Below are 23,450 nucleotides of genomic sequence, written 5' to 3'. Positions count from 1 at the left end.
ATAATGCTTAAATCCACCCTCAAGACCGGAACCATCCTGTCGCTGCTGATCCTTGCGGGCTGCTCCAGCCTGAAAGAAGTCAGCTATACCAGGCCCGACGTTGGTGTGCCCAATGGCTGGTATTCGGCAAATGCCCGCGACGACATGGATGTGAACGGCAATAACAAGGCGACCATCCCCGGCAAGGACGCCGCCTTTGCCCCCTCCAACTGGTGGCATAACTTTAACGACGATGCGCTAAACCAGCTTGTCGCCAATGCCCTTGCACGCAATAACGACCTTGCCGCCGCCACCATCAAGGTCCGTCAGGCCCAGTTACAAGCGGGCATTGCCAAAACCGACCTGTTCCCCGACCTGTCCGCCACGGCCAACAGCTCCACCTCGCGCAACCTCGATACCGGCAATATCTCGCGCAGCTATGGCACCACAACGGGTGTCAGCTACGAGGTAGATTTGTGGGGGAAACTTGGCAATGATTATGACGCCGCAAAATGGGAAGCCCTGGCAACCGAAAAGGACCGTGCCAGCACGGCCTTAACGCTCACCGGCACCACGGCCAACCTGTATTGGCAAACGGTGTATGACCAGCAACGCCTGGCAATCGCTCAGGCCAGTATTGATTATGCGCGCAAAACGCTGGAACTGGTGAACGTGCAATATGAAAGCGGGGCGTCAAGCTCGCTGGAACTTTATGAATCCCGCCGCAGTCTTGAAAGCCAGCAGGCCGATTATACTCAAATTGCACAAAGCCTGAAGGCCAATAAAAACGCGCTTTCGATCCTGTTTGACCAGCCACCGCAAAACATGGAAATCGCCCGCAAAACCCTGCCCGATGGCGGCCTGCCAATTGTCGCCTCGGGCCTGCCCGCAACCTTGCTGGACCGTCGACCCGACATCAAAGCCGCCGAATTGCGCCTGCGCGAAGATGTATCGCAGCTTAATTCCACCAAAACCAGCCTGCTGCCCACCCTGAACCTGACCGGCGAACTCGGTACCAGCAGCGACCAGTTGCGCAACTTCTTGCAAAACCCGATTGGCACGCTGGGCGCCAGCCTCGCCCTGCCGTTCCTGAACTGGAACGAAGGCCAACTAAATATCAAGGTATCGCAAGCCCAATACGAACAGGATATCGCGACCTATCGCCAAACCCTGTATCAGGCGTTTAGCGACGTTGAAACTGCCTTATCCGCCCGCGATCATTATCTGGAACAGGCCAAAAATCTGCGCGCCGCCCTTGATAACGCACGCAACGCCGAACGCATCTACGAAACCCGCTTTCGCGCCGGAGCCGTCTCCATACAGGATTGGCTCGACGCCCAGGAAAAACGCCGCACCGCAGAAGAATCCCTCCTGCAAAACCAGCTCAACCAGATTCTAAATTTGGTCACGCTGTATCAGGCGTTGGGTGGGGATATCAATTCGCCCGAGCCATCCCCCTAAATAAAACCGCAAAAATAACTTAGAACTTAGATCACAGATCTAATCAACTCTGAGATTTCTTCTTCTAACTTTTCAAAAGCGCCTTGAACCATCTCTTGAATTAACATATGGCTTTTCAGATTACAGTGATTAATTTTCCACTCACTCTCCTCTACTAGCTTTCGATCATTCCAGTTTAATTCTTTTTCAATCTCTTTTTTATAAAATATTGACAGTCGAGATTTAGAAAAGGCAAACGCAAAAAATATTTTTACATATGGTAAAACTCTTTCTTTTGGCGTCAGTTGAATGTCGAAAAACTTATTTTCCACAGAAATATTTATATCGTAACCAGATATGACGCTACGATATCTCGGAACATCTTGATATTCAATTCTCTTACCTCCCCCAAAGGGATTAATTGTATACAAAAAAGAAGGAACTTCAATTTCAACCTTCTCTTTCGCCATATATTCTTCGTCTTTATAGGTTAAATTAATAAAGTAATCAGATTGATTTTTATCCAACCATTTCGCAATTGCCGCAATAGACCCAAAACTCGGAATGACACCACACGGGACAATATTGCAATCATACAGCTGGGAAACCAAAAATCCCCATTTATAGTTTAAGATTGCTTTGAAAAGAATCTCAAGCGATTCTTTTGCCTCCACCTCATTACAAAATTTTTCACTTTCCTTTTTTATTAAATCAATCAAATCAACCGATTCCTGGGGCACGCCTGAATTTTCAAATTCATTTGTTTTCCGGTCAACATCTTGGAATTCATTTTCAATCAATCTCTCACAAATTACAGCAGATAATTTTTTTGAGACTTCGCAAAAAATTTCGACATTACTGGCTTGCTGAATAAATAGAGGAGTCTGATGTTTCTTAACATCCTGATCATCAGCAATGTAAGCCATAATGTCACGATATCGAATATCTTGGCCTTCAAAATGCAAAAAAGACCGTGCGAAACTTTTCGTAAAAACGCTGTAATCTGACAATGCAACCGATGATTCAGTATTTGAAGATGAGAAAAAAAAGTATATCTTATCAAAATTCTTTTCCGACGACTTCCTTAAAATTGACTCAAAATTAACATTAGATTTTATATATTCAGTTCCTGCCTGACAGGCATCAATAAATTTAACCACCAATTTAGGCTGAAGAGACTTTAACATTATGTCAAACTCTCTATTTCCTAGCGACGTTTGTTCTTTTTTCGCCCCATCAAAGTCAGAGAACAGGTATAAAAAATCGTTATCAGATCTCGTCCCGTGACCTGTGTAATATAAAAATATCTCGTCAACTTCAGAACCTTGATATTTTCTAATAAAGTTAGCTATCTCACTTTTCCCCTCTTTAGATTCTGGACTTCCTCCCAAATTCAGCACATCATCATACGTGCCTACGACAGAAATAATTTGCGAAATTAAATCAAAATCCTTGCTGCAAGGAGGAAGATCTATTTCATTTTTATAATCTGACACGCTGATCAAAATTGCTAATTTTTTCCCCATAACTCACCGAACCCCAAAAATTGACTGACAACAATCAGATCACACAAACTAAGAAAAAATATATAAACTTCATAATAATACGGAGATATTTCTCCATTCTAATTCTAACACTACCGACGTTATCGCCTCTATAAAGCCTACCTTAATCATCGTAATATTTCATCATCTTTCACAACTAGGAACCCACCACCATGAAATGCCTACGCATCTACGCCAGCCCGGACGGGGAATCACACTTTGATGAAGTCGATTTACCGACGACGAAGCGCACGGTGCATCCAGAGGCCGTGCCATTTGATGTGACGGCGAGTTATCCCGCGTCGCGGGTTCGCATCACGCATATTCCGGCCGGGATGCGGGAGGTTGCGTGGCATACGGTGCCGGAGCCTGTTTTAACGGTGCGGCTGGATGGAGCCGTTGATTACGAAACAAGTGATGGTGATGTGCGCCATGTGGCGGCAGGCAGCTTTGTACTGGTGGAAGATACCCATGGCAAAGGCCATCTCTCGCGCCATTCGCCAGAGGCGCAGACCGTGATCTGGGTGTCGCTGCCCAACAGTTTCGATCTGCCGCCGGAATAGAAAAAGCCGCCATCTGTATTTAAACAGATGGCGACTTTCTAAAATACGGGTCGTTAAACAGCGTGTGGACGATTAAGCCTGCACGGTTGTCTGTTTCTGGCTGCCCAGGCCTTCAATGCCGAGTTCCATCACATCACCAGCCTTAAGGTAAACCTGCGGGTTCTGGCCCATGCCAACGCCCGGAGGGGTGCCGGTCGAGATGATGTCGCCCGGTTGCAGGCTCATGAATTGTGACAGATAGTGGATCAGGAACTGCACGCCATAAACCATGGTTGTGGTGCTGCCATTCTGGTATTTATGGCCGTTTACGGTCAGCCACATCGGCAGGTTTTGGGGGTCTTTTACTTCGTCACGGGTGACGAGGTAGGGGCCGACCGGGCCGAAGGTATCAGCACTTTTGCCCTTAACCCACTGGCCGGAACGTTCGATCTGGAATGCGCGTTCTGACAGGTCATTGACCACGCAATACCCTGCAACATGGTCCATCGCGTTGGCTTCATCGACATATTTGGCTTCTTTGCCAATGATAACGCCCAGTTCAACTTCCCAGTCGGATTTTTCCGAGCCGCGCGGGATTTCGACATTATCATACGGGCCGCATACAGCCGAGGTCGCCTTAAAGAAGATCACCGGTTCGGGCGGGACGGCCATGCCGGTTTCAGCGGCATGGTCGGAATAGTTAAGACCGATGCAAATGAATTTGCCAGGGCGGCCAACACAGGCACCAATACGCGGATCGCCAGAGACTTCCGGCAGGGTTACCGCATCGATGGCGGCGATTTTATCGAACGTTTCCTGCGAGATGGTCGAAGGATCAAGATCGGCAATCACGCCGGAAAGATCGCGAATGGTGCCATTGGCGTCGAGAAGACCGGGTTTTTCAGCGCCAACCAGCCCGTAACGTAACAGTTTCATTGAACATTTGTCCTTTTGGTTTTTTGTGAGTTTAAAACCGGAGAGACCCGAATGGATCAGTTTACCCAGCCACCGTCAATCACATGAATGGTGCCAGTGGTATAGCTTGCTTCGTCTGAGGCCAGATAAGTGGCAAGAGCGGCAATTTCGCCGGGCTGGCCAATGCGGCCAATCGGCTGGCGGGCGACAAATGCCTTGCGGACTTCGGCAAAATCGCCGCCCTGCGACGACATACGCTGTTCCAGCGACGGGCTTTCGACTGTGCCGGGGCAAATGGCGTTACAGCGAATGCCCATGCCAACAAAATCAGCCGCAACCGATTTGGTCATGCCAATAACCGCCGCCTTGGTAGCCCCGTAAATAAAGCGCACCGGAACCCCCTTAACCGAGGATGCCACCGACGACATATTAACAATAGACCCGCCGCCATTTTCCAGCATGGCCGGTAAAAAGGCGCGCATCATGCGATATTGCGAGCGCACATTCAGATTAAAGCTGAAATCATAGGCATCTTCGTCGCAGTCAAGGATGCTGCCATGATGCACAAACCCGGCACAGTTAAACAAAATATCCACCGCCCCGGTTTCCTTGCCAAAGGCAGCAATGGCGGCACCATCGGTTACATCCAGTTTGCGGGTTTCCATGCCCGACAGGGTCGCCAGCGCATCTTCGTTAATATCGGTGGCAATCACCTTTGCCCCTTCGGCGACAAACATTTCTGCTGTTGCGCGGCCAATGCCCTGCCCTGCGGCGGTTACTACGGCGGTTTTCCCTGCCAGTCTTCCTGCCATTTCGCTCTCCTGCGTGTGTGGTCATTTTTGTTTGCTTATTTAACGGGCGGTGTTACGCCGCACCGTCAGGCCATATAAAAAACTTCTTCCATTTCCGCCCACCATTCGCCTTCCTTGCGGGTCACAAGCGGCGACTGGCACGGGTCGGTCAGTTTCCACCAATCCTGTGTTACCGGGTCTTTGGCAATGTCGGCCATGTCGGCTTTAAAATCGTCACCGTCATATTCCATATGACCAAACAGCAAATCAGCGTGCTGATAGATCACGTAATTATGCACGTGATGGTTGTGCAACGTTTCCAGCACACCAGGCCACGGCTCCGCATGGAGCTTTTTATATTCTGCCAGTTTTTCCGGCTTCACATGAATGACCATGCCAACACGTTTCATTACGGCCTCATTTACTAACGGGTATGAAAACACGACAGTTAAAAGAAAAAAGGGCGGTTGATTGTGGACCAACCGCCCAAAACCCCGGTGGCTAAGGGTGTGGCGCGCCACCGGGAGGGAGCTTTGTAATCCGGCAATTATTGTAATTGATAAAAATGCGCTGCGGTTTTTGCGGCAATCTTTTCTGCCTCACTCGGCGCAAAGGACCCCAGCCACTCGCGGGTCATTTTCACCCAGTCGGCATAATCCGCCGCCAGCCCCAGCACCGGCCAGTCGCTGCCCCACATCAAGCGGTCTGCGCCAAAAACACGCGGCAAATGGTCCAGATACGGTTTCAGATCATGCAGGCCGGCCCCCTCGCGTGCTTCGGTCAGAAGGCCGGAAACCTTGCAATATACGTTTTTTAACGGGGCAAATTCCCCCATCATCCGCGCCCATTCCACATAGGCATCCGGGCCATGAATGCCATTGCGGATTTTGGGTTTGGCGGCATGGTCAATAACGATGCGCAGGCTGGCATAACGCCGGGCCAAAATTTGCAAATTGCCCAAATGGCGCGGATGCACCAGGGCATCAAATGCCAGGTTGCGCGCCATCAGGGCTTCAAATACCGGGGCAAATTCAGCACGCAGCATCCATGCCGGGTCTTCGATATCCTGTATCATTGGCCGCACAGCGACAAATTTGTCATGTTTGGCCCAGCGGGCAATATCGGCAACGGCGGCGTTCGGGTCTTCAAAATCAACCCAGCCAACCACCCCGGCTATAAAATCGTGCGTGCTTGCCAGCGACAGCATGAAATCGGTTTCAGCCACACTGGGCGCGGCCTGTACCAATACGGTTTTGGCAATGTTTTGCCCGGTCAGGATCGGCTCAAGATCGTCGGGCAGAAAATCGCGATACAGGGCTGTTACATCCGGTGTTAACCAGCCATAATCCCCGCGATCAATTTGCCAGAAATGCTGGTGAGCATCGATCAGGGCAATATTATTTGCCATTACGCAATGCCTCCGGGGGCGGCACCGCCTGTCAGTAAATCTTCGCCCGGTACTGGCACATCGGCCCGCAACAGGCCCTGATCACGTAAATCATTCCATAATGCGGACGGAATTTGCAATTCTGCCCATTCGACCGCCTGCTTCACATGGCGCGGCGAACTGGCACCGGGAATAACCGACACAACAGCAGGATGCGTTAGCGGAAACTGAATGGCAGCAGCAGGCAGCGGCACATTATGGTCGTTGCAAATCTGTTCAATTTTTTGCGCCCGATCCAGAATATGCTGCGGGGCATCTTCATAATCATATTTCGCCCCCGGCTTAGGGCCTGTCACCAAAATACCTGAATTAAACGCCCCGCCAACAACAACCGAGGCATTACGCCGCAAACATTCCGGCAGGAAAGTCTCCTGTGCTTCCTGTTCCAAAAGCGTATAACGCCCGGCCAACAAAAACACATCCATATCGGTGGATTTCAGGGCTTCAAGGCAGACTTCCCATTCATTCACGCCAAGGCCATACGCGCCAATCAACCCGGCCTTTTTAAGCTCGTCCAGCGCCCGTGCGCCCCCCTCCATCGCGTCGCGCATCAGGCGCGGGTGGGCATCCTTGCCGTGGGTCAGGCTGCCAATATCGTGGATATAGGCAATATCAATACGACGCAGCCCCAAACGCTGCCAGCTATCCTCGACCGATCGCATCACCGCGTCATAGCTGTAATCGTAAACCTCAACAAAAGGCAGTGCATCGACAAACGGGCGGTCCTGGGGAATGTCGCCCTCAATGCGCTGCAAAAGGCGGCCAACCTTGGTCGACAGAATATAGGGTTCACTTTGCGCGCGCAAAAAGTCACCGGTGCGCCGTTCGCTCAGGCCATAACCATAGCGCGGGGCAGTATCAAAATAGCGAAATCCGCAATCCCAGGCGACCTGCAAGGTTTCGCGCGCCTGATCATCATCAAGCGGACGATACATGTTTCCCAGCGGCGCGCCGCCAAACCCAAGGACGCTGACATCTAAACCGGTATTACCAATTTGGCGCTTCTGACGGGCCATAAATTTAATCCTCCCATGCTCGCATTTTCGCGACAGGCCAGGATCGTTTCATATTTAAATTATCATTTCAATTGTATTTTACGACAAAAAGAACATTTGAGGCCAAACCTCAAACCGGTGCCCGGCAAGTGAGGTATTCAAAATGCCTTACAAGCCGCCGTGCGATCCGGTTAGCCGGGTAATTTCCTGTGCTGTTTCCAGAATAAAGGGTACGGTATCGGCCACCTTGTACGGGGTACCAGGACCACCCAGATAGGGGATGGTCAGGCTGGCCAACAGATCCCCACCTTCACCTTGCAAAACAGGTGCGCCAACATCAACAATACCAACGGTGGCAGTACTTTGCACCTCGACATAGCCGCGCGTCCGTATGGCTTTTAGCTCATCTTCCCAAATTTCCGCGTTAAAGGACGCGCCCAGGCGTTCGCCAAAATATTCCATCAATGGTGCGCGACGTTCGGGTGACATCCATGCCAGCAATACCTTGCCCGATCCGGAATCCGCCAAACTGCGCCGATAACCAACACGTACCGAAAAGCCAATCGCCTCCGGGCTTTCCACCCGGGCAATAACCACCATCTGGTCGCGCGACGGCACCGCCAAATGACACGATTGCCCCACCCGCGCCGCCAGCCTGCGCATTTGGGGCAAAGCGGCTTCCAACAAGGTTGAAACCGGCGACACCTGCATGCCAAGCTCGAATAGATGGTTGGTAATATGAAAAAGTTCCGACCCGTCCTTGCGCTCCAGATAGCCTTTTTGCTCCAGCACCGAAAGCATACGGAAAATCTCGCTTTTGGAGCGGCCAAGCGCACTTGCAATTGCGCCCATGCTCATCGGACGACGTTCTGCGGCCAGAATTTCCAAAATCTCCAACCCCTTTTCCAGGGCCGGAGCCTTGTATATGCGTTTGGTATCGTCGGACATATTTTACCCTTGTTCCTCAACTGCCGCAGCTTTTCGTAAAAACCGGGACTTGCCAAGCACGAAAATACACCATATTTAAAACAGTGTTCCATTTATAAAATAACGAGGCAGCAGGGCATGAATCCGGTCATTACAGGGATCAAGGCAATCGACATACGGTTTCCGACGTCACGTCAGCTCGACGGGTCGGATGCCATGAACAAGGACCCGGATTATTCCGCTGCCTATGTCATTATTGAAACCGATCATTCCGGTCTTTCCGGCCACGGCCTGACCTTTACCATCGGCCGGGGCAATGATGTCTGTGTTGCCGCCATCAATGCTATGTCGCACCTGCTGGTGGGCAAATCGCTAAACGACCTTACCAAAAATATGGGCCAGACCTGGCGCGATTTAACCGGCGACAGCCAGTTGCGCTGGCTCGGCCCGGACAAGGGCGTCATGCATCTGGCAACAGGGGCCGTTGTTAATGCGATCTGGGATATGTGGGGCAAGGCCGCGGGCAAACCCGTCTGGCAGCTTGTCGCAGAAATGACCCCGGAACAATTTGTTGAATGCGTTGATTTTCGCTATCTGACCAATGCATTAACCCGCGATGAAGCCCTTGAAATTCTGCGTGCGGCCGAGCCGGGCAAACAGGCCCGCATTGATGAAATGCGCCATCAGGGTTACCCGGCCTATACCACATCGGCAGGCTGGCTGGGCTATAGCGATGAAAAACTGCGCCGTCTTTGCCAGGAAGCCATTGATGCCGGCTGGACCCATATCAAGCTGAAAGTCGGGCTTGATGTGGAAGATGACCGCCGCCGTCTTGCCATTGCGCGTGATGTGATTGGCCCGGACCGCAAATTGATGGTCGATGCCAATCAGAACTGGGAAGTTGACCAGGCCATTTCATGGATGAAGCAACTGGCCGAATTTGACCCCTGGTTTATTGAAGAACCCACCAGCCCAGATGATATCCTGGGTCACAAACAAATCCGTGAAGGCATTTCGCCCATCCGCGTTGCCACTGGCGAACATTGCCAGAATCGCATTATCTTCAAGCAGTTCCTGCAGGCCGATGCCATCGATGTGGTGCAAATTGACAGTTGCCGTGTGGGCGGTGTTAACGAAATCATGGCGATTTTGCTGATGGCCAAAAAATTCAACAAGCCCGTCTGCCCGCATGCCGGTGGGGTTGGCCTGTGTGAATATGTCCAGCATCTCTCCATGATCGATTATATCTGCGTTTCGGCCTCGCTCGAGGATCGGGTTCTGGAATATGTTGACCATTTGCATGAACATTTCGAAACGCCCTGCATCATCCGCAATGGTCGCTATATCGCCCCGACGGTCCCCGGTTTCTCGATCACCATGAAACCGCAAAGCATTGTTGATCACACCTTCCCGACCGGCATTGTGTGGCAGGAAGCGCCATAAATCCGCAAGCCACGATCGGCCAACCGGGCTTTCATTGCCGTGAATGCATCATCCGCGCATGTCAAAAAGGGTGCCATCCAGAAAGCTGTCGGGCCCAACCAAAGCACGATCCCCGGCATTAGCAAGCCCTTCTACCCGCCAGTCTTCGGCGGGTAAGGCGACATCCAGGCTGGCGACGGCGCGGCGGTATATATCGGGGCGATAAACATCGCGAACAACATCGTTGAAATTAACCTGGCGACCAACCTGCCCCCAGCGCTGCATTTGCCGCCCCACCCAAACACCCTGCGACAACCACGGGAAGGTGGCGGTATAGCGATAAAAAACATGGCGATCCGGTGCATCAACCGGATCATCGCCGGGTTTTAACACCGGGCGTCCCTGCAAGGATGCCCGTAAAATATCGAACGACGCCCCTACATAATGCTCTTCTGACAGCAACTGCGCCAATTCAGTCCGGTTTTCCGCCTGATCGGCCCATTCGGCAGCACGCACCAGGGCACGAACCAGCGCGTCCAGCGTTTCGGCATTGGCCTGCGCCCAGTCTTCACGAACACCCAGCACCTTTTCCGGGCTGCGCGCCCATATATCGTCCTTTAAGGCAACAATAACGCCATCACCGTGAAATACGGCACGCTGGTTCCAGGGTTCCCCCACACAATAACCATCAACCCAGCCATTGCGTAAACTGTCGAACATGCGGGGCGGGGCAATAACGCCAATATTAACGTCATTATCCGGGTCAATCCCGGCGGCGGCCATCCAGTAACGCAATTCATAATTATGGCTGGAGAACGGAAAAACCGTTGCAAAGGACAAAACCGGCCGACCAGCCGCCCGGTCACCGTCAATTACTTTTTTAAGGGCGCGTGCAGACAGCCCACGTGGCCCGCGCATCGCTGCCGGGTCTGCTTCCAGCATGCGCTGATAAAGCCGGGTGGAAACCGTAATCGCATTCCCGCCGCGACCAAGCGCCATTGGCACAACCAGATTTTGCGATGGCATCCCGCCAAGACCAAGGCGCGCAGCAAGGGGAATACCTGCCAACAAATGTGCCGCATCAAAAAGCCCGTAAGACAACTTGTCGCGCATGGCCGCCCACGACATCTCGCGCACCAGAACAAGGTCTATATTTTCATCTTCCGCAAAACCTTTGGCCCGGGCAACAACGGGCAAGGCACAATCAATTAACGGCACGAAACCAAGGCGAACCTGCATAAGAGACATGAATTAGAACTCCAACTGAAAAGCAGTAATCACGCTTTGCGCAATTTCATAAATCTTGCGGTTCTGTTTCATGGCGTTTTTACGCAGCAGGTTATATGCCGCCTCCTCGGTCAGGCCTTTTTCCTGCATCAGCAATCCTTTTGCCCGATCGATCAGCTTGCGTTCGCTTAGCTTCGCCATCGCCTCGTCGCGTTCGCGGCGCAATTGATGAAAGGCATTAAATCGTGAAATTGCCATTTCAACAATTGGCCGGATACGGTCTTGCCTTAAACCGTCAACAACATAAGCACTTACCCCGGCTTCGACAGATTCACGGATCATGCTGGAATCACTTTGATCCACAAACATCGCAATCGGCCGCGAAATTGCCCGCGACACCTGAAACATTTGTTCAAGCGTATCGCGATCGGGATTTTCAAGGTCAATGATAATGATATCAGGCGCCAAAGCCTGAATGCGTTCCACCAGATTAAACGACGTGCCAATACGGCTTACACGGGTATAGCCGCTTTCAACAAGGCCGCGCTCGACAATGGCGGCGCGGTCCGGGTTTTCATCAATCACCAGAATACTAAAGTCTGCTAGGTTCATTTAATGCAACCCAAATCCCTGACGACCACAATCATTCTCCCCAATCAACCCTTGCCTGCCTTGTCTTGACCGGAAAAACAACCCGGGCTATCGGCAGAACCGGAATGCGACGCTGGCCGCATTCCGGCATTCAATTTTCTATTCTGCCGGAACGGCCTGTGCAGACGAAGGCACACCATCACGTTCCTGAACGGCTTTTTCAAAGCGTTCTTTTTCCTCAGCCACGGTTTTTTCCGAAAAACGCACCGAAAGGGCAGCAAAGGAACAGACAATGACGGCAATGCCCAAATACATCAGACCCTGTTGATAGGTCAGCGATTCCGATTTAAACAAAAACCCTGCGGCAACGGCACCGGCATTACCCCCGGCCCCGACAATACCCGCGACAGACCCCAGTGCCTTGCGGTTAATAAAGGGGACAATTCCGAAGGTTGCACCTTCCGACATTTGCACGAACAACGAAAACACCACCATCATCGATACCGCAATAACCAGTGCGTCCATCATTGAAAATGCGACCAGTGCGATACCTTCGATAAACAGGGCCAAAAACAAAAACCGTACCCGGCCGGAAAGGCCGTTTGCTGCGGCAAATTTATCGGAAAACATGCCACCAAGGGTGCGGGCAAAGATGTTCATCAGGCCAAACAAACCGGCGATCAGCCCGGCTGTTTGCAAGCTAAGCTCGAACCGGTCAAAGAAATAAATCGCCGCGATATTGTTGATGGTCAGTTCGACACCAAAACATGCGCCATACACCAAAAACAACGCCCAGACGCGAAAGTCGCTGATTGCGGCCAACATCCCTTTGATCGCACCCGAATGGTCGTCTTCGGCTGACAATGTGCCATTTTTGCGCATATCGGCGTAATTGCCACCCGGCGCGTCGGTGGTAAAAAACCAGTACAGTGCCGCAACAACCAGCATGATGGCACCGGGGAACACCATTGCCAGGCGCCAGCCCATGGTTTCAGACACACCAAAGCCAAGCACCATCGCCAAAATTAACGGCATCACCATTTGCGTGATACCTCCACCCAAATTACCCCAGCCGGCCGTGGTGGCATTTGCGGTGCCCACGATGTTAGGCGCGAACATGGTTGATGTATGATATTGCGTAATCACAAACGATGCCCCGATCGAACCAATGGCAAGACGGGCAAGAAGGAACGTTTCGTAGCTATCTGCAAGCCCGATCAGCATAACCGGCAAGGAACCGATCACCAGCAAGGCAGTATAGGTTTTGCGCGGACCGATTTTGTCGCAAAGCGGACCAATCAGCAGTCGTACCAAAACCGTAATGGCGACCGATGCAATAATGGTGTTTCCGATCTGCCCCTTGGTCAGGCCCAGGTCATCACGCACAAGTGGCATCAGCGGGGCAATGCCAAACCAGCCAAAAAAACACAGGAAAAATGCAAGCCAGGTAAGATGAAAGGTCCGCATCTGCACCGTTTTAAGGCTGAACAAATTAATACGCGGAGCTTTGTTCTTGATTTCCATCACAATGAAGCCCTTCGTTCGGGTCATATGCAATCAGGTTGCCGATTGCATGACCGACGGTTATTTCCCCAAGGGCCGCATGCTTCACCAAATGGAGTTCGCTGGCGGCCCGTCATTCGTTTCGGTCAGGGCAGCGACATCGTTGCGCGCCAAAACCAAACGTCTGATCGCCCGCCATTGGACGAAGAACTGTGAGATACCCGTCATTGGGTCTGCTTTCATCCAAGCGCCTCACGAATGACAGCGCTGCAAACTGCGCGCCAATTTTTTCGCATTGCAGTATTTTTTGACTAAGCATTTGAAAAAAATAGTGATTCACATGCAACAGGCTCCGGTTCCTTCATCAATCCACTCCACGCGCCTGTAATTTTGCGTATTTTTTATACACATAAGCGCATTGCTGTTTATTTTATCATCATTAATGAGTTTTGCCTCAGGTTGAGGTCTATTTCGAATTGACAAAGTTTCTTTTTGCATCATGCACTTATTAGAAATTTCATCAAAATCGGCATTCTGGCACGCAACTTGTATAGAAAAGGATGAGTGCGCGGGCAAAGCTGCCTGCTGCCCTGGCCAAAATGCCAGACCCTTATATTGAATCCAATGACGGGTTCTCCGGATAACGACGTCCGTTGCGACATTGCCTTTTTTACAGGCAAAGCGCATCGGGCGTTTTTTTTTGCCAATTCGCTTCCCGCGACCAGGAGCCAGAGACAAATGAACCACGTCCCTGCTGCACTTTTAAAGAAGACCCGTCTTGTCGTTATCGGCAATGGAATGGCCGGTATGCGCACTGTTGAAGAAATTCTTGCCCGTGCGCCGGATAAATACGACATCACCGTTTTCGGGGCCGAACCCCGTGTTAACTATAATCGCATCATGCTTTCGCCACTTCTGTCGGGCGAAAAACAATTCGACGACATCGTTATCAACACAATGTCCTGGTATCAGGAAAATAATATTCACCTGTTATCGGGCGACCCTGTGGTTGAAATCGACCGGGATCGTAAAATTGTCATTTCAAAAAGCGGATCAAAAACTGCCTATGACCAGCTTTTGCTGGCAACCGGATCTGACCCGATCATAATCCCGGTACCCGGGCACACACTGCCGGGAGTTGTCACATTTCGCGACGTTGATGACGTCGATATCATGCTGAAGGCTGCCCAAAAGGGCGGACCGGCCGTTGTCATCGGCGGGGGACTTTTAGGGTTGGAGGCTGCTTCCGGTCTGCAAGCACGCGGCATGTCGGTGACGGTCTTACATTTGGCTAACCACGTTATGGAACGCCAGTTGGATCCTTCCGCCGGATATCTTTTGGCGCAGGAACTGGGCCGCCGGGGCATCGAAGTTATCACCGAAGCCAACACTGCCGAAATTATTGGCACAGATAACGTCACAGGTGTTCGTTTGAAAAACGGACATATGATCCCGGCTGACCTGGTGGTCATGGCTGTTGGCATTCGCCCCAACGGGCGCCTTGCCGCAGACGCGGGAATAGCAGTCGAACGCGGCATCGTTGTTGACGATGTGATGACCACCAGCGATCCGGATATTTTTGCCGTTGGCGAATGCGTACAACACCGCGGCCAATGTTATGGCCTGGTTGCACCATTATTTGAAATGGCAAAATCCTGTGCTGATCATTTAACCGAAATCGAAACCGGCGGCTATGCCGGTTCTGTCACCTCGACCAAATTAAAAGTCACCGGCGTTGATGTTTTCTCGGCGGGCGATTTTTCCGGTGGCGGCGAAACTGAGGAAATCGTGTTTCGCGATGCCGGACGGGGCGTTTACAAGCGCATTGTTCTGGAAGACGGGCGGATAAAAGGTGCCGTTCTGTACGGCGATACGTCCGACGGTGCCTGGTATTTTCAACTAATGAAAGACAGGCAGGATGTTACCGAGTTGCGCGATACTCTTGCTTTTGGTCAGGCCTTTGCAACAGGGGCCACTGCAAACCCTTTTGATGCCGTTGCCGCCCTGCCAGATGATGCAGAAATTTGCGGTTGCAACGGCATTTGCAAGGGAACCATTGTTTCGGCAATTACGGAAAAGGGCCTAACATCCCTTGACGAGGTTAAAGGCCATACCAAAGCCTCCGCGTCCTGTGGCTCATGCAGCGGTTTGGTGGAAAACCTGCTAGCCGCAACATTGGGCGGCGATTACCAGGCTTCTGCAGTCAAACCGGTCTGCACCTGCACTGACCATGATCATGACAGCGTTCGTCGGTTAATTATTGCAAAAACCCTTAAATCCATGCCCGCCGTAATGCAGGAACTGGAATGGAAGTCGTCAGACGGGTGCCATATATGTCGCCCGGCCCTGAATTATTATCTGCTTGCCGCATGGCCCGGCGAATATGTTGACCACGGGGCATCGCGATTTATTAACGAACGCGTCCATGCCAACATTCAAAAAGATGGTACGTATTCGGTGGTACCACGCATGTGGGGTGGCCTAACCAACCCGCGCGAATTACGCGCCATTGCCGATGTCGCCGACAAATTCAGCATTCCCACCGTTAAAGTAACCGGCGGGCAGCGCATCGACCTTTTGGGCGTAAAAAAAGAAGATCTGCCTGCCGTATGGGCGGACCTGAACGCAGCAGGCATGGTATCGGGCCATGCTTATGGTAAATCGCTGCGAACGGTAAAAAGCTGCGTTGGGCAGGAATGGTGCCGTTTTGGCACGCAAATGTCCATGAGCATGGCCGTCGAACTGGAACAAATGACCTGGGGATCGTGGATGCCCCATAAATTCAAAATGGCGGTTTCAGGTTGTCCGCGCAATTGCGCCGAAGCCACAATCAAGGATTTTGGCGTGGTTGCTACCGATGGCGGGTGGGATTTGCATGTTGGCGGCAATGGCGGCATTCATGTCCGCGCAACCGAACTTTTATGCAAAGTCACAACCAGCGACGAGGTTAAGGAATATTGCGGCGCCTTTATTCAGCTTTATCGCGAAGAAGCCCGGTATCTGGAACGCACGGCACCATGGATAGAACGGGTCGGCCTGAAACATGTTCAGGAGCGGGTTGTCGATAACACCCAAAACCGTGTTGCCCTGTTTGCCCGGTTCCTTGAAAGCCAGAAAACCGCACAAATTGACCCATGGGCAGAACGCGCCAGCCAGGGCGTTGATTCCCATGAATTTAAATCCCTGTCCCTGATCGCAGCGGAGTAACGGCAATGTCAGATATCGTGACCTGGGTAAATGTCGGCCCCCTTTCCAATATTCCGCAGCAAGGCGCACGCACATTTCAAACCGAAATAGACCGCATCGCAATTTTTCGCACCCTTGATGATCAGATTTACGCCCTGCTGGACCGCTGCCCGCATAAGGACGGCCCATTGGCACAGGGCATTGTCCATGGTCGCTTTGTCACCTGCCCGCTACATAATATGGTTTTTTCGCTGGAAACCGGCGAAGCGCAAGGCACAGACGATGGCTGCGCAGCCAGGGTGGACGTGCGTGTTGTAAATGATACCGTCCATATCGGCCTGAACGCACAACAAACGGGATTGCGCCATGCAGGGTGAGGTTAAAACCACTTGCCCCTATTGCGGCGTTGGCTGCGGGTTAATCGTCTCCCCCACCCGGGACGGCTGGGCGGTTGGGGGCGACCCTGACCACCCGGCCAACCGGGGCCGGATCTGTTCGAAGGGGGCAGCCCTGATTGATACTGTTACGGCCGAAACAAAACGTGATTTTCGATTATTAAGCCCGGAAATCGATGGAAAAATTGCCGACTGGAAAACCGCAACCAACGAAACCGCAAGAAGGCTGCGCCAGACGATTGACCAGCATGGCCCGAAATCGGTGGCGTTTTATGTTTCCGGTCAATTACTGACCGAGGATTATTATGTCGCCAACAAACTGATCAAGGGTTTCATAGGATCCCCGCATATCGATACAAATTCACGGTTATGCATGGCATCAACCGTGGTTGGCCATAAACGTGCTTTTGGGGCCGATGTCGTCCCCGGATGTTATGAAGATTTGGAAATTGCCGATCTGGTTATACTTACCGGGTCAAATCTTGCCTGGTGTCACCCGGTTCTAAACCAGCGTTTACGCGCCGCAAAAGAAAAACGCGGCACCAGAATTGTCGTAATCGACCCGCGCAAAACAGCCAGTTGCGATATCGCCGATTTACACCTGTCGATCAAACCGGGCAGTGACGTGGCCCTGTTTAACGGGTTGCTTGCATGGCTTGAGCAAAACGGACAGTGCAACCCGACCTATCTTTCACGGCATGTTAGCGGATATGAAGACGCCATTGCCGCCGCCCGTGCCGATTGCCCCGATATTGCCAGCACCGCCAAAAAATGTGGGCTTGATGACCCGGTAAAAACCGATCAAACGGCATCGGGACTGACCAAACTGGAAACATTTTTTCAGTGGTTTGCCAAGTTTGAGCGCACGGTTACGGTGTTTTCGCAGGGCGTAAACCAGTCCAGTAGCGGGTCGGACAAGGTTAATGCGATTATAAACACCCATTTGGCGACCGGGCGGGTTGGCAAACCTGGGGCAAGTCCGTTTTCTGTAACCGGCCAGCCCAATGCCATGGGGGGCCGCGAAGTTGGCGGCCTTGCCAACCAGCTTGCCGCCCATATGGACCCGAACAATGTAAACGATGTTAACCAGGTGAAACGGTTTTGGAAATCCGACATCTTGGAAGCCGGTGAAGGGTATAAAGCCGTTGACATGTTTCGTGCCATTGAAACCGGCGAGATCAGGGCAGTTTGGATTATGGCGACCAACCCGGCAGTCAGCCTGCCCGACGCCAGCCGTGTAAGGCTTGCTTTATCACGGTGCCCGCTTGTGATTGTTTCAGACACGGTCAACGACACCGACACATTACGTTATGCCCATATTAAACTTCCGGCGGCGGGCTGGGGCGAAAAATCGGGCACGGTTACCAATTCGGAACGCCGGATATCGCGCCAGCGCCCATTTCGCGACCAACAGGGCGACGCCAAACCCGATTGGTGGATTATAAGCCAGGTTGCCACTGCAATGGGATATGGCAAGGCATTCAAATATCGCGACACGGCCGAAATTTTTGCAGAACATGCGGCATTATCGGAATTTGAAAACGATGGCGTACGAGCCTTTGACATTGGCATTTGGCGCAAAACAAAAAAATCGGCCTATGACGCAATGGAGCCGTTTCAATGGCCTGCCTCGCGCAAACATCAACCAAAGGATGGTGCCCACCGCCTTTATGGCAACGGTATTTTCACAACGTCGAATGGTCGTGCCAGAATGCTGGCCGTTCAGCATAAATTGCCCCCGTCCCAAACAAGCGCCGATTTCCCGCTGATTGGCAATAGCGGCCGTTATCGCGACCAATGGCACACCATGACCCGCACCGGAACGGCAGCACGGTTATCAGCCCACCGTCCCGAACCGCTGCTTGAGGTCAATCCTGTCGACGCCAGGCGATACGGACTATGTGATGGCGGATTGGCCCGGATCAAAAGCCTGCAAGGCACCGCTTTGATGCGGGTTTCAATAAGCAATGCCCAAATGCCGGGCGAGGTTTTTATGCCGATGCACTGGAACGATGTCTATTCTTCTGCCGGTGGCATTGGTCGGCTGGCCACGGCCAATGTTGACCCCTATTCCGGCCAGCCGGAAACCAAATATATTCCGGTTTCTATCACACCGTTCACAGCACTATGGCAGGGGTTGCTGTTTTCAAACGCCCCGGCAGACCTGTCCCACCTGCCTTACTGGGTCGCTGCAAGTGGCCCGGGTTGCATGATTTATGAAATTGCCAGCGACAAACCCTGCCTGTTTAAATCAATGTTGCCCGCTGCGGCCAATATCGGGCCGGATAACACCGCTGAACAAATCATTGAATATAGCGATGGCAAAAAGGGCGTTCATCGTTACGCCCGCCTTCAGGGCGAATGCATTACCGGCGCACTTTTTGTTGGTCCGAAACGACCCGCCCTGGGCCGGGACTGGATATCGACCCTTCTTGGTAATGCCGCGATCAGCACACCTGAACGCAATGCTTTGTTAGCCGGGCGCATGCCCGACGCTACGGCAGTCAACGACCGTTTAATCTGTTCGTGCTTTTCGGTCGGGCTAACGGCAATCACGCGTGCCATTCACACCCAAAATGCAATGACACCCGCCGATATTGGCCGTTTGCTTCAGGCGGGAACCGGTTGCGGGTCCTGCCTTCCCGAAATCAGCGAGCTTGTGAACAACACACTGCCCCGCGCCGCAGAATAACGCCTGCCATGTAACACCTTACCCAAGGGTTATTTGGTCTCGGCCAACACAAACAGCTTTCCCGGCAATCGCCTATTGGTCATTTTTTAGCCGGAAATACCCGTGATTTTAACAATCGGAAAATGGCTGGCGCATGATGAACGCCAGCCCTCCTTTCCCAATAAAAGGGCGATTGTTATGCTGCGCGGTTATGAAACGGTATCGGGCGATGATCGTGATCAATGGCCACCATCACAAACTCGCCAACACCACATTGCCGCCTTTGATCTGCATGTAAATTTTCGGCCCATAGCTGGACCTCAACCCGGATCGAGCTTTGCCCAACGTCAATCACCCGCGGCACGGTAATGGCAACTTCACCGCTGTGAATATGACTGGTGAAATCAACCCGCTTTGCCCCCGCCATCACCACTGTTTGCCGACACTGGCGGGATGCAGCAACAAAGGCAGCTTTTCCCATGGCCGCAAGTGCATTGCCCCCATATAAACTGCCGTAATGGCTGGTTTTTTCGGGAAAAACAATTTCGACCATCGCCGGATGTATCGGTATTTCGTCGGCCCCGGTTACCCCGGCATTATCTGGCAAGGGCGGCAATTTGCCGCCCCACGCCCCAAGTTCGGCCCCAATCGCCACCATGTTAAATCCACCACGGCAACAATGGTTGCGCGCGCCGCTTAGCGGGTTTTCAGCGATCATTTCGACCTCTACCGACAATGACCGACACCCGACCCGAACCACAGACCCCGTCAGTTCAACAATGTCCCCGATTTGCGCCGGTGCATTAAAATCAATGCGGTCACACGATGCCGTGACAAAATCGACATGCCCGTGGCGCGACGCCGCAATAAAGGCAACCTTGTCCATAAAGGAAAGGCCAACACTCCCAAACAACGTGCCATGATGATTTGCAGCACCCGGAAACACGATATCAACCATCCGGGTTGGCCCGGAAAACACCGGGTGATCCGGGCTCATTGTGCGGCCTTCACAAGGTTCTGACGCAATAACCGTGCTGCTTCGACCATATTTACAAGGGCCGGGCGCACTTCATCCCATCTACGGGTTTTAAGGCCGCAATCCGGGTTGACCCAAATCTGGCTTGCCGACAGTTGCCGGGTTGCTGCCACCAGCAAATCAACCATTTCATCAATGGTTGGCACACGCCGCGAATGAATATCATAGACCCCCGGGCCAATGTCATTGGGATAGGCATAATCGACAAAGGCATCCAGCAGTTCCATTTTTGAACGCGATGTTTCAATCGAAATAACATCCGCATCCATCGCACCAATTGCTTCTATGATGTCATTAAATTCGGAATAGCACATGTGAGTGTGGATCTGGGTTTCATCACGCACGCCCGATGCCGACAATCGAAAACATTCAACCGCCCAGTCCAGATAGGTTTTCCAGTCCGCCTTACGCAGCGGCAATCCTTCGCGCAAGGCGGGTTCATCTATCTGGATCAGGCCGATACCGGCTGCTTCAAGGTCAGTAACCTCGTCGCGCAGGGCCAGTGCGATCTGGGCGCAGACATCGCGGCGCGGTAAATCATTTCGCACAAACGACCATTGCATCATGGTGACAGGCCCGGTCAGCATCCCCTTAACCGGCCTGTCAGTTAACGACTGGGCATAATGCGACCATTTAACTGTCATGGCATCGGGACGCGATACATCGCCATAAATGATGGGGGGTCGAACATATCGCGACCCGTAACTTTGTACCCAGCCATGTTTGGTAAAGGCATATCCCGCCAGTTTTTCGCCAAAATACTGTACCATGTCGTTGCGCTCGAACTCGCCATGGACCAGCACATCGATGCCAATTTCTTCCTGCCAGCGAATGGCGGCACTGGTTTCTTCACGAATAAAGGCATCATAGGCATCGGGTTCCATGTTGCCCCTGGCAAAGGCCGCACGGGATTTGCGCACATCTGTTGTTTGCGGAAAGGACCCGATGGTTGTGGTTGGAAAAGCAGGCAGCCCCAGTTTGACGGTTTGCAAACGACGACGCACATCAAACGGGCTGTTGCGATTATCCATACCCGCAGAAATACCCAAAACACGTTCCGTCACCAGACGATCATGAACTTTCGCTGACGTGCGACGTGTGGCAAGTGCAGCCGATGCCTCGCGAAATAGCGATGCGACCGCCCCTACGCCTTCACCAAAAGCCCGTGAAAGGGTTTTAAGTTCCTGTATTTTTTGAACCGCGAATGAAAGCCAGCTTTTAAGGTCCGCGTCCAGATCGCTTTCCTGCTCCAGATCAATCGGCACATGCAAAAGCGAGCATGAAGGTGCCAGTTCAAACAGGTCATTGCCACGCGCCGCAATGGCCGGGGCAATCCAGTCATAAATTGCCTGAAGATCGGCCCGCCAGATATTGCGCCCGTCAATTACGCCAAGCGAAATAACCTGGTTTGGCGCAGCACCGTTAATCACGGCATCAAGCTGCTCGGGTGCCCTGACCAAATCGACATGCAACCCGGCCACCGGCAATGACAACACTGTCGGTAAGTTTTCTCCCAGTTTACCAAAATACGTCGCCAGCATCAGTTTCAATTTTGGAACGGCCTTGCCCAGTACCTCGTACGCCTTTTTAAAAGCCGAACGCTCGGCGTCATCAAGGTCAAGGACCAGGCAGGGTTCATCAATTTGGACCCAGTCAGCACCACTATCTCTAAGCTGGCAAAGCACTTCCGCATATACGGGCAACAACCGGTCCAGCAAGGACAGCGGGTCAAACCCCCGGACCGTGGATTTTGCCAGTTTCAGAAACGTAACCGGCCCCAACAAAACCGGGCGGGTTTTAAAACCAAGTGCTTTTGCCTCGCGAAATTCGTCAACCGCTTTGGTCGAGGCCAGGGTGAAATGCTGTTCAGGGGACAGTTCCGGCACCATATAATGATAATTGGTGTCAAACCATTTGGTCATTTCAAGGGCTGGAATGCCTTTATAGGCCGTTTTACCACAGCAACTTTCTTCCTGTGTATCTCCCCGTGCCATGGCAAAATAGGTGTCGGGTTGAATCAACCCGCCCTGCCAGTCATAGACATCGGGAATTGCACCAACCATGACACAAAGATCAAGCACATGGTCATACAGGGAAAAATCGTTGCTGGGCACATGATCAACACCAAGGCTTTTTTGCCGTGCCCAGTTGGCACACCGCAAGGCCGATGCCTTTTCCTGCAAAGTGGCAAGATCGGACATGCCGGACCAGTAATCCTCCAATGCGAATTTCAATTCGCGCCGTGGGCCGATCCGGGGTGTTCCCAGAGTTGAAACAGGAATGGAAAAATTCTTCGACATAGACTTACCCCAATAAATGGGGGCAAAGGCCAGGCAAAAGCACGCACCCCTGACCGGAAAAACACCGGCAAGAGTACAATACTCCACCGGGGCACCCCGCCCGAGGACGTAACATGAAGTCGCGGCAGGTCTCCTGGCTCACGGGTCACGGCTTTTATCCGGCCTTCCCGAAACGCCTGAACGTCTCAGTGGCCATGCATGGATAAAAGCTCGCCGCTTACAGTTGCGGGGGCAGCTTCGGCATTGCCGTTTCTTCAAACGGCGCACCGAATTCCCTCTTAGCTTCCGCCTGACAATCAAACGAAAGAACCATCGACACGGCTACAGTGCCTCTAAACGCCACAACTGTCAACACAGACATAAAGATTTCTTTATGTCTTATTAAAAAGAAAAACGGTGCCACAAACCGAACATGTGACACCGTCTTCTTTCACCGTATTTGACGGTACATTTTTATATCAGGGCACCGAAAATCAGGCTCGCTTCCGTATTCACGATATCTTTAACGTCCGAAAATACCGGGGTCACCACGACCTGCT

19 protein-coding genes and 1 riboswitch are annotated in these 23,450 nt (G+C 52.2%); of the genes, 6 read left to right on the top strand and 13 right to left on the bottom strand.

Annotated features, from left to right (window positions below; all coding sequences use genetic code 11):
• Positions 1 to 3: 3 nt before the first annotated feature.
• A complete protein-coding gene (locus tag J4E05_RS17645) occupies positions 4 to 1,440 on the top strand; it encodes an efflux transporter outer membrane subunit (RefSeq protein WP_349598258.1) in 1,437 nt (478 codons plus the stop codon).
• 26 nt (positions 1,441 to 1,466) lie between these two features.
• Here J4E05_RS17645 and J4E05_RS17640 read toward each other — a convergent pair whose 3' ends face one another.
• Positions 1,467 to 2,945, bottom strand: a complete 1,479-nt coding sequence (locus J4E05_RS17640) for a caspase family protein (RefSeq protein WP_349598255.1) — start codon at positions 2,943 to 2,945, stop codon at positions 1,467 to 1,469.
• A 191-nt stretch (positions 2,946 to 3,136) separates the two neighbouring features.
• Here J4E05_RS17640 and J4E05_RS17635 point away from each other — a divergent pair, with 191 nt between their 5' ends.
• Positions 3,137 to 3,526, top strand: coding sequence for a cupin domain-containing protein (locus tag J4E05_RS17635; RefSeq protein ID WP_349598252.1), 390 nt, complete (start codon positions 3,137 to 3,139; stop codon positions 3,524 to 3,526).
• A gap of 72 nt (positions 3,527 to 3,598) precedes the next feature.
• Here J4E05_RS17635 and J4E05_RS17630 read toward each other — a convergent pair whose 3' ends face one another.
• From J4E05_RS17630 to J4E05_RS17605, 6 genes are all read right to left on the bottom strand, one after another.
• Positions 3,599 to 4,441 (bottom strand): fumarylacetoacetate hydrolase family protein, encoded by an 843-nt coding sequence (locus J4E05_RS17630; RefSeq protein WP_349598249.1) that lies wholly within the window; start codon positions 4,439 to 4,441, stop codon positions 3,599 to 3,601.
• A 56-nt stretch (positions 4,442 to 4,497) separates the two neighbouring features.
• Positions 4,498 to 5,232, bottom strand: coding sequence for an SDR family oxidoreductase (locus tag J4E05_RS17625; RefSeq protein WP_349598246.1), 735 nt, complete (start codon positions 5,230 to 5,232; stop codon positions 4,498 to 4,500).
• A gap of 65 nt (positions 5,233 to 5,297) precedes the next feature.
• The gene (locus J4E05_RS17620) at positions 5,298 to 5,621 is read right to left on the bottom strand and encodes an L-rhamnose mutarotase (RefSeq protein WP_349598243.1); all 324 of its coding nucleotides are present in this window, start codon (positions 5,619 to 5,621) and stop codon (positions 5,298 to 5,300) included.
• Positions 5,622 to 5,758: 137 nt separating this feature from the next.
• A complete protein-coding gene (locus J4E05_RS17615) occupies positions 5,759 to 6,619 on the bottom strand; it encodes an amidohydrolase family protein (protein WP_349598240.1) in 861 nt (286 codons plus the stop codon).
• Positions 6,619 to 7,674 (bottom strand): aldo/keto reductase, encoded by a 1,056-nt coding sequence (locus J4E05_RS17610; protein WP_349598237.1) that lies wholly within the window; start codon positions 7,672 to 7,674, stop codon positions 6,619 to 6,621. The genes J4E05_RS17615 and J4E05_RS17610 overlap by 1 nt, the downstream gene beginning before the upstream one ends.
• A gap of 147 nt (positions 7,675 to 7,821) precedes the next feature.
• A complete protein-coding gene (locus J4E05_RS17605; RefSeq protein ID WP_085591024.1) occupies positions 7,822 to 8,601 on the bottom strand; it encodes an IclR family transcriptional regulator in 780 nt (259 codons plus the stop codon).
• A gap of 117 nt (positions 8,602 to 8,718) precedes the next feature.
• Between J4E05_RS17605 and J4E05_RS17600 the strand changes: the two genes are divergently transcribed.
• Positions 8,719 to 10,023, top strand: coding sequence for an L-fuconate dehydratase (locus tag J4E05_RS17600; RefSeq protein ID WP_349598234.1), 1,305 nt, complete (start codon positions 8,719 to 8,721; stop codon positions 10,021 to 10,023).
• A gap of 48 nt (positions 10,024 to 10,071) precedes the next feature.
• Here the strand turns inward: J4E05_RS17600 and J4E05_RS17595 are convergent, their stop codons facing one another.
• The 4 genes from J4E05_RS17595 to J4E05_RS17580 form a co-directional block, all read right to left on the bottom strand.
• Positions 10,072 to 11,250 (bottom strand): CmpA/NrtA family ABC transporter substrate-binding protein, encoded by a 1,179-nt coding sequence (locus J4E05_RS17595; RefSeq protein ID WP_349598231.1) that lies wholly within the window; start codon positions 11,248 to 11,250, stop codon positions 10,072 to 10,074.
• Between the two features lie 3 nt (positions 11,251 to 11,253).
• The gene (locus tag J4E05_RS17590) at positions 11,254 to 11,841 is read right to left on the bottom strand and encodes an ANTAR domain-containing response regulator (RefSeq protein ID WP_349598228.1); all 588 of its coding nucleotides are present in this window, start codon (positions 11,839 to 11,841) and stop codon (positions 11,254 to 11,256) included.
• Between the two features lie 138 nt (positions 11,842 to 11,979).
• Positions 11,980 to 13,371: an MFS transporter gene (locus tag J4E05_RS17585; RefSeq protein ID WP_349598225.1), complete on the bottom strand. Its 1,392-nt coding sequence runs from the start codon at positions 13,369 to 13,371 to the stop codon at positions 11,980 to 11,982.
• Between the two features lie 288 nt (positions 13,372 to 13,659).
• Positions 13,660 to 14,061 (bottom strand): hypothetical protein, encoded by a 402-nt coding sequence (locus J4E05_RS17580; RefSeq protein ID WP_349598223.1) that lies wholly within the window; start codon positions 14,059 to 14,061, stop codon positions 13,660 to 13,662.
• Between J4E05_RS17580 and nirB the strand changes: the two genes are divergently transcribed.
• From nirB to J4E05_RS17565, 3 genes are read left to right on the top strand one after another with little or no spacing between them, the layout of a single operon-like run.
• The gene (nirB, locus tag J4E05_RS17575) at positions 14,062 to 16,530 is read left to right on the top strand and encodes a nitrite reductase large subunit NirB (RefSeq protein WP_349598221.1); all 2,469 of its coding nucleotides are present in this window, start codon (positions 14,062 to 14,064) and stop codon (positions 16,528 to 16,530) included.
• Between the two features lie 5 nt (positions 16,531 to 16,535).
• Positions 16,536 to 16,886 (top strand): nitrite reductase small subunit NirD, encoded by a 351-nt coding sequence (nirD, locus tag J4E05_RS17570; RefSeq protein ID WP_349598218.1) that lies wholly within the window; start codon positions 16,536 to 16,538, stop codon positions 16,884 to 16,886.
• Complete coding sequence (locus J4E05_RS17565; RefSeq protein ID WP_349598215.1) at positions 16,876 to 19,596, top strand: molybdopterin-dependent oxidoreductase; 2,721 nt, start codon at positions 16,876 to 16,878, stop codon at positions 19,594 to 19,596. The genes nirD and J4E05_RS17565 overlap by 11 nt, the downstream gene beginning before the upstream one ends.
• A gap of 175 nt (positions 19,597 to 19,771) precedes the next feature.
• On the opposite strand, the gene J4E05_RS17560 is transcribed toward J4E05_RS17565, so the two are convergent.
• Positions 19,772 to 20,572, bottom strand: a complete 801-nt coding sequence (locus J4E05_RS17560; RefSeq protein ID WP_349598212.1) for an acyl-CoA thioesterase — start codon at positions 20,570 to 20,572, stop codon at positions 19,772 to 19,774.
• Positions 20,569 to 22,911: a 5-methyltetrahydropteroyltriglutamate--homocysteine S-methyltransferase gene (metE, locus tag J4E05_RS17555; protein WP_349598209.1), complete on the bottom strand. Its 2,343-nt coding sequence runs from the start codon at positions 22,909 to 22,911 to the stop codon at positions 20,569 to 20,571. Before metE ends, J4E05_RS17560 begins: the two co-directional genes overlap by 4 nt.
• A 106-nt stretch (positions 22,912 to 23,017) precedes the next feature.
• Positions 23,018 to 23,241: riboswitch (cobalamin riboswitch) on the bottom strand.
• Between the last annotated feature and the right edge of the window lie 209 nt (positions 23,242 to 23,450).

The organism is Thalassospira sp. NFXS8, from assembly GCF_040148805.1.
Lineage (GTDB): Bacteria > Pseudomonadota > Alphaproteobacteria > Rhodospirillales > Thalassospiraceae > Thalassospira.
The sequence above is the reverse complement of the archived record's forward strand: the minus strand, read 5'-3'. Positions and strand labels throughout refer to the sequence as shown.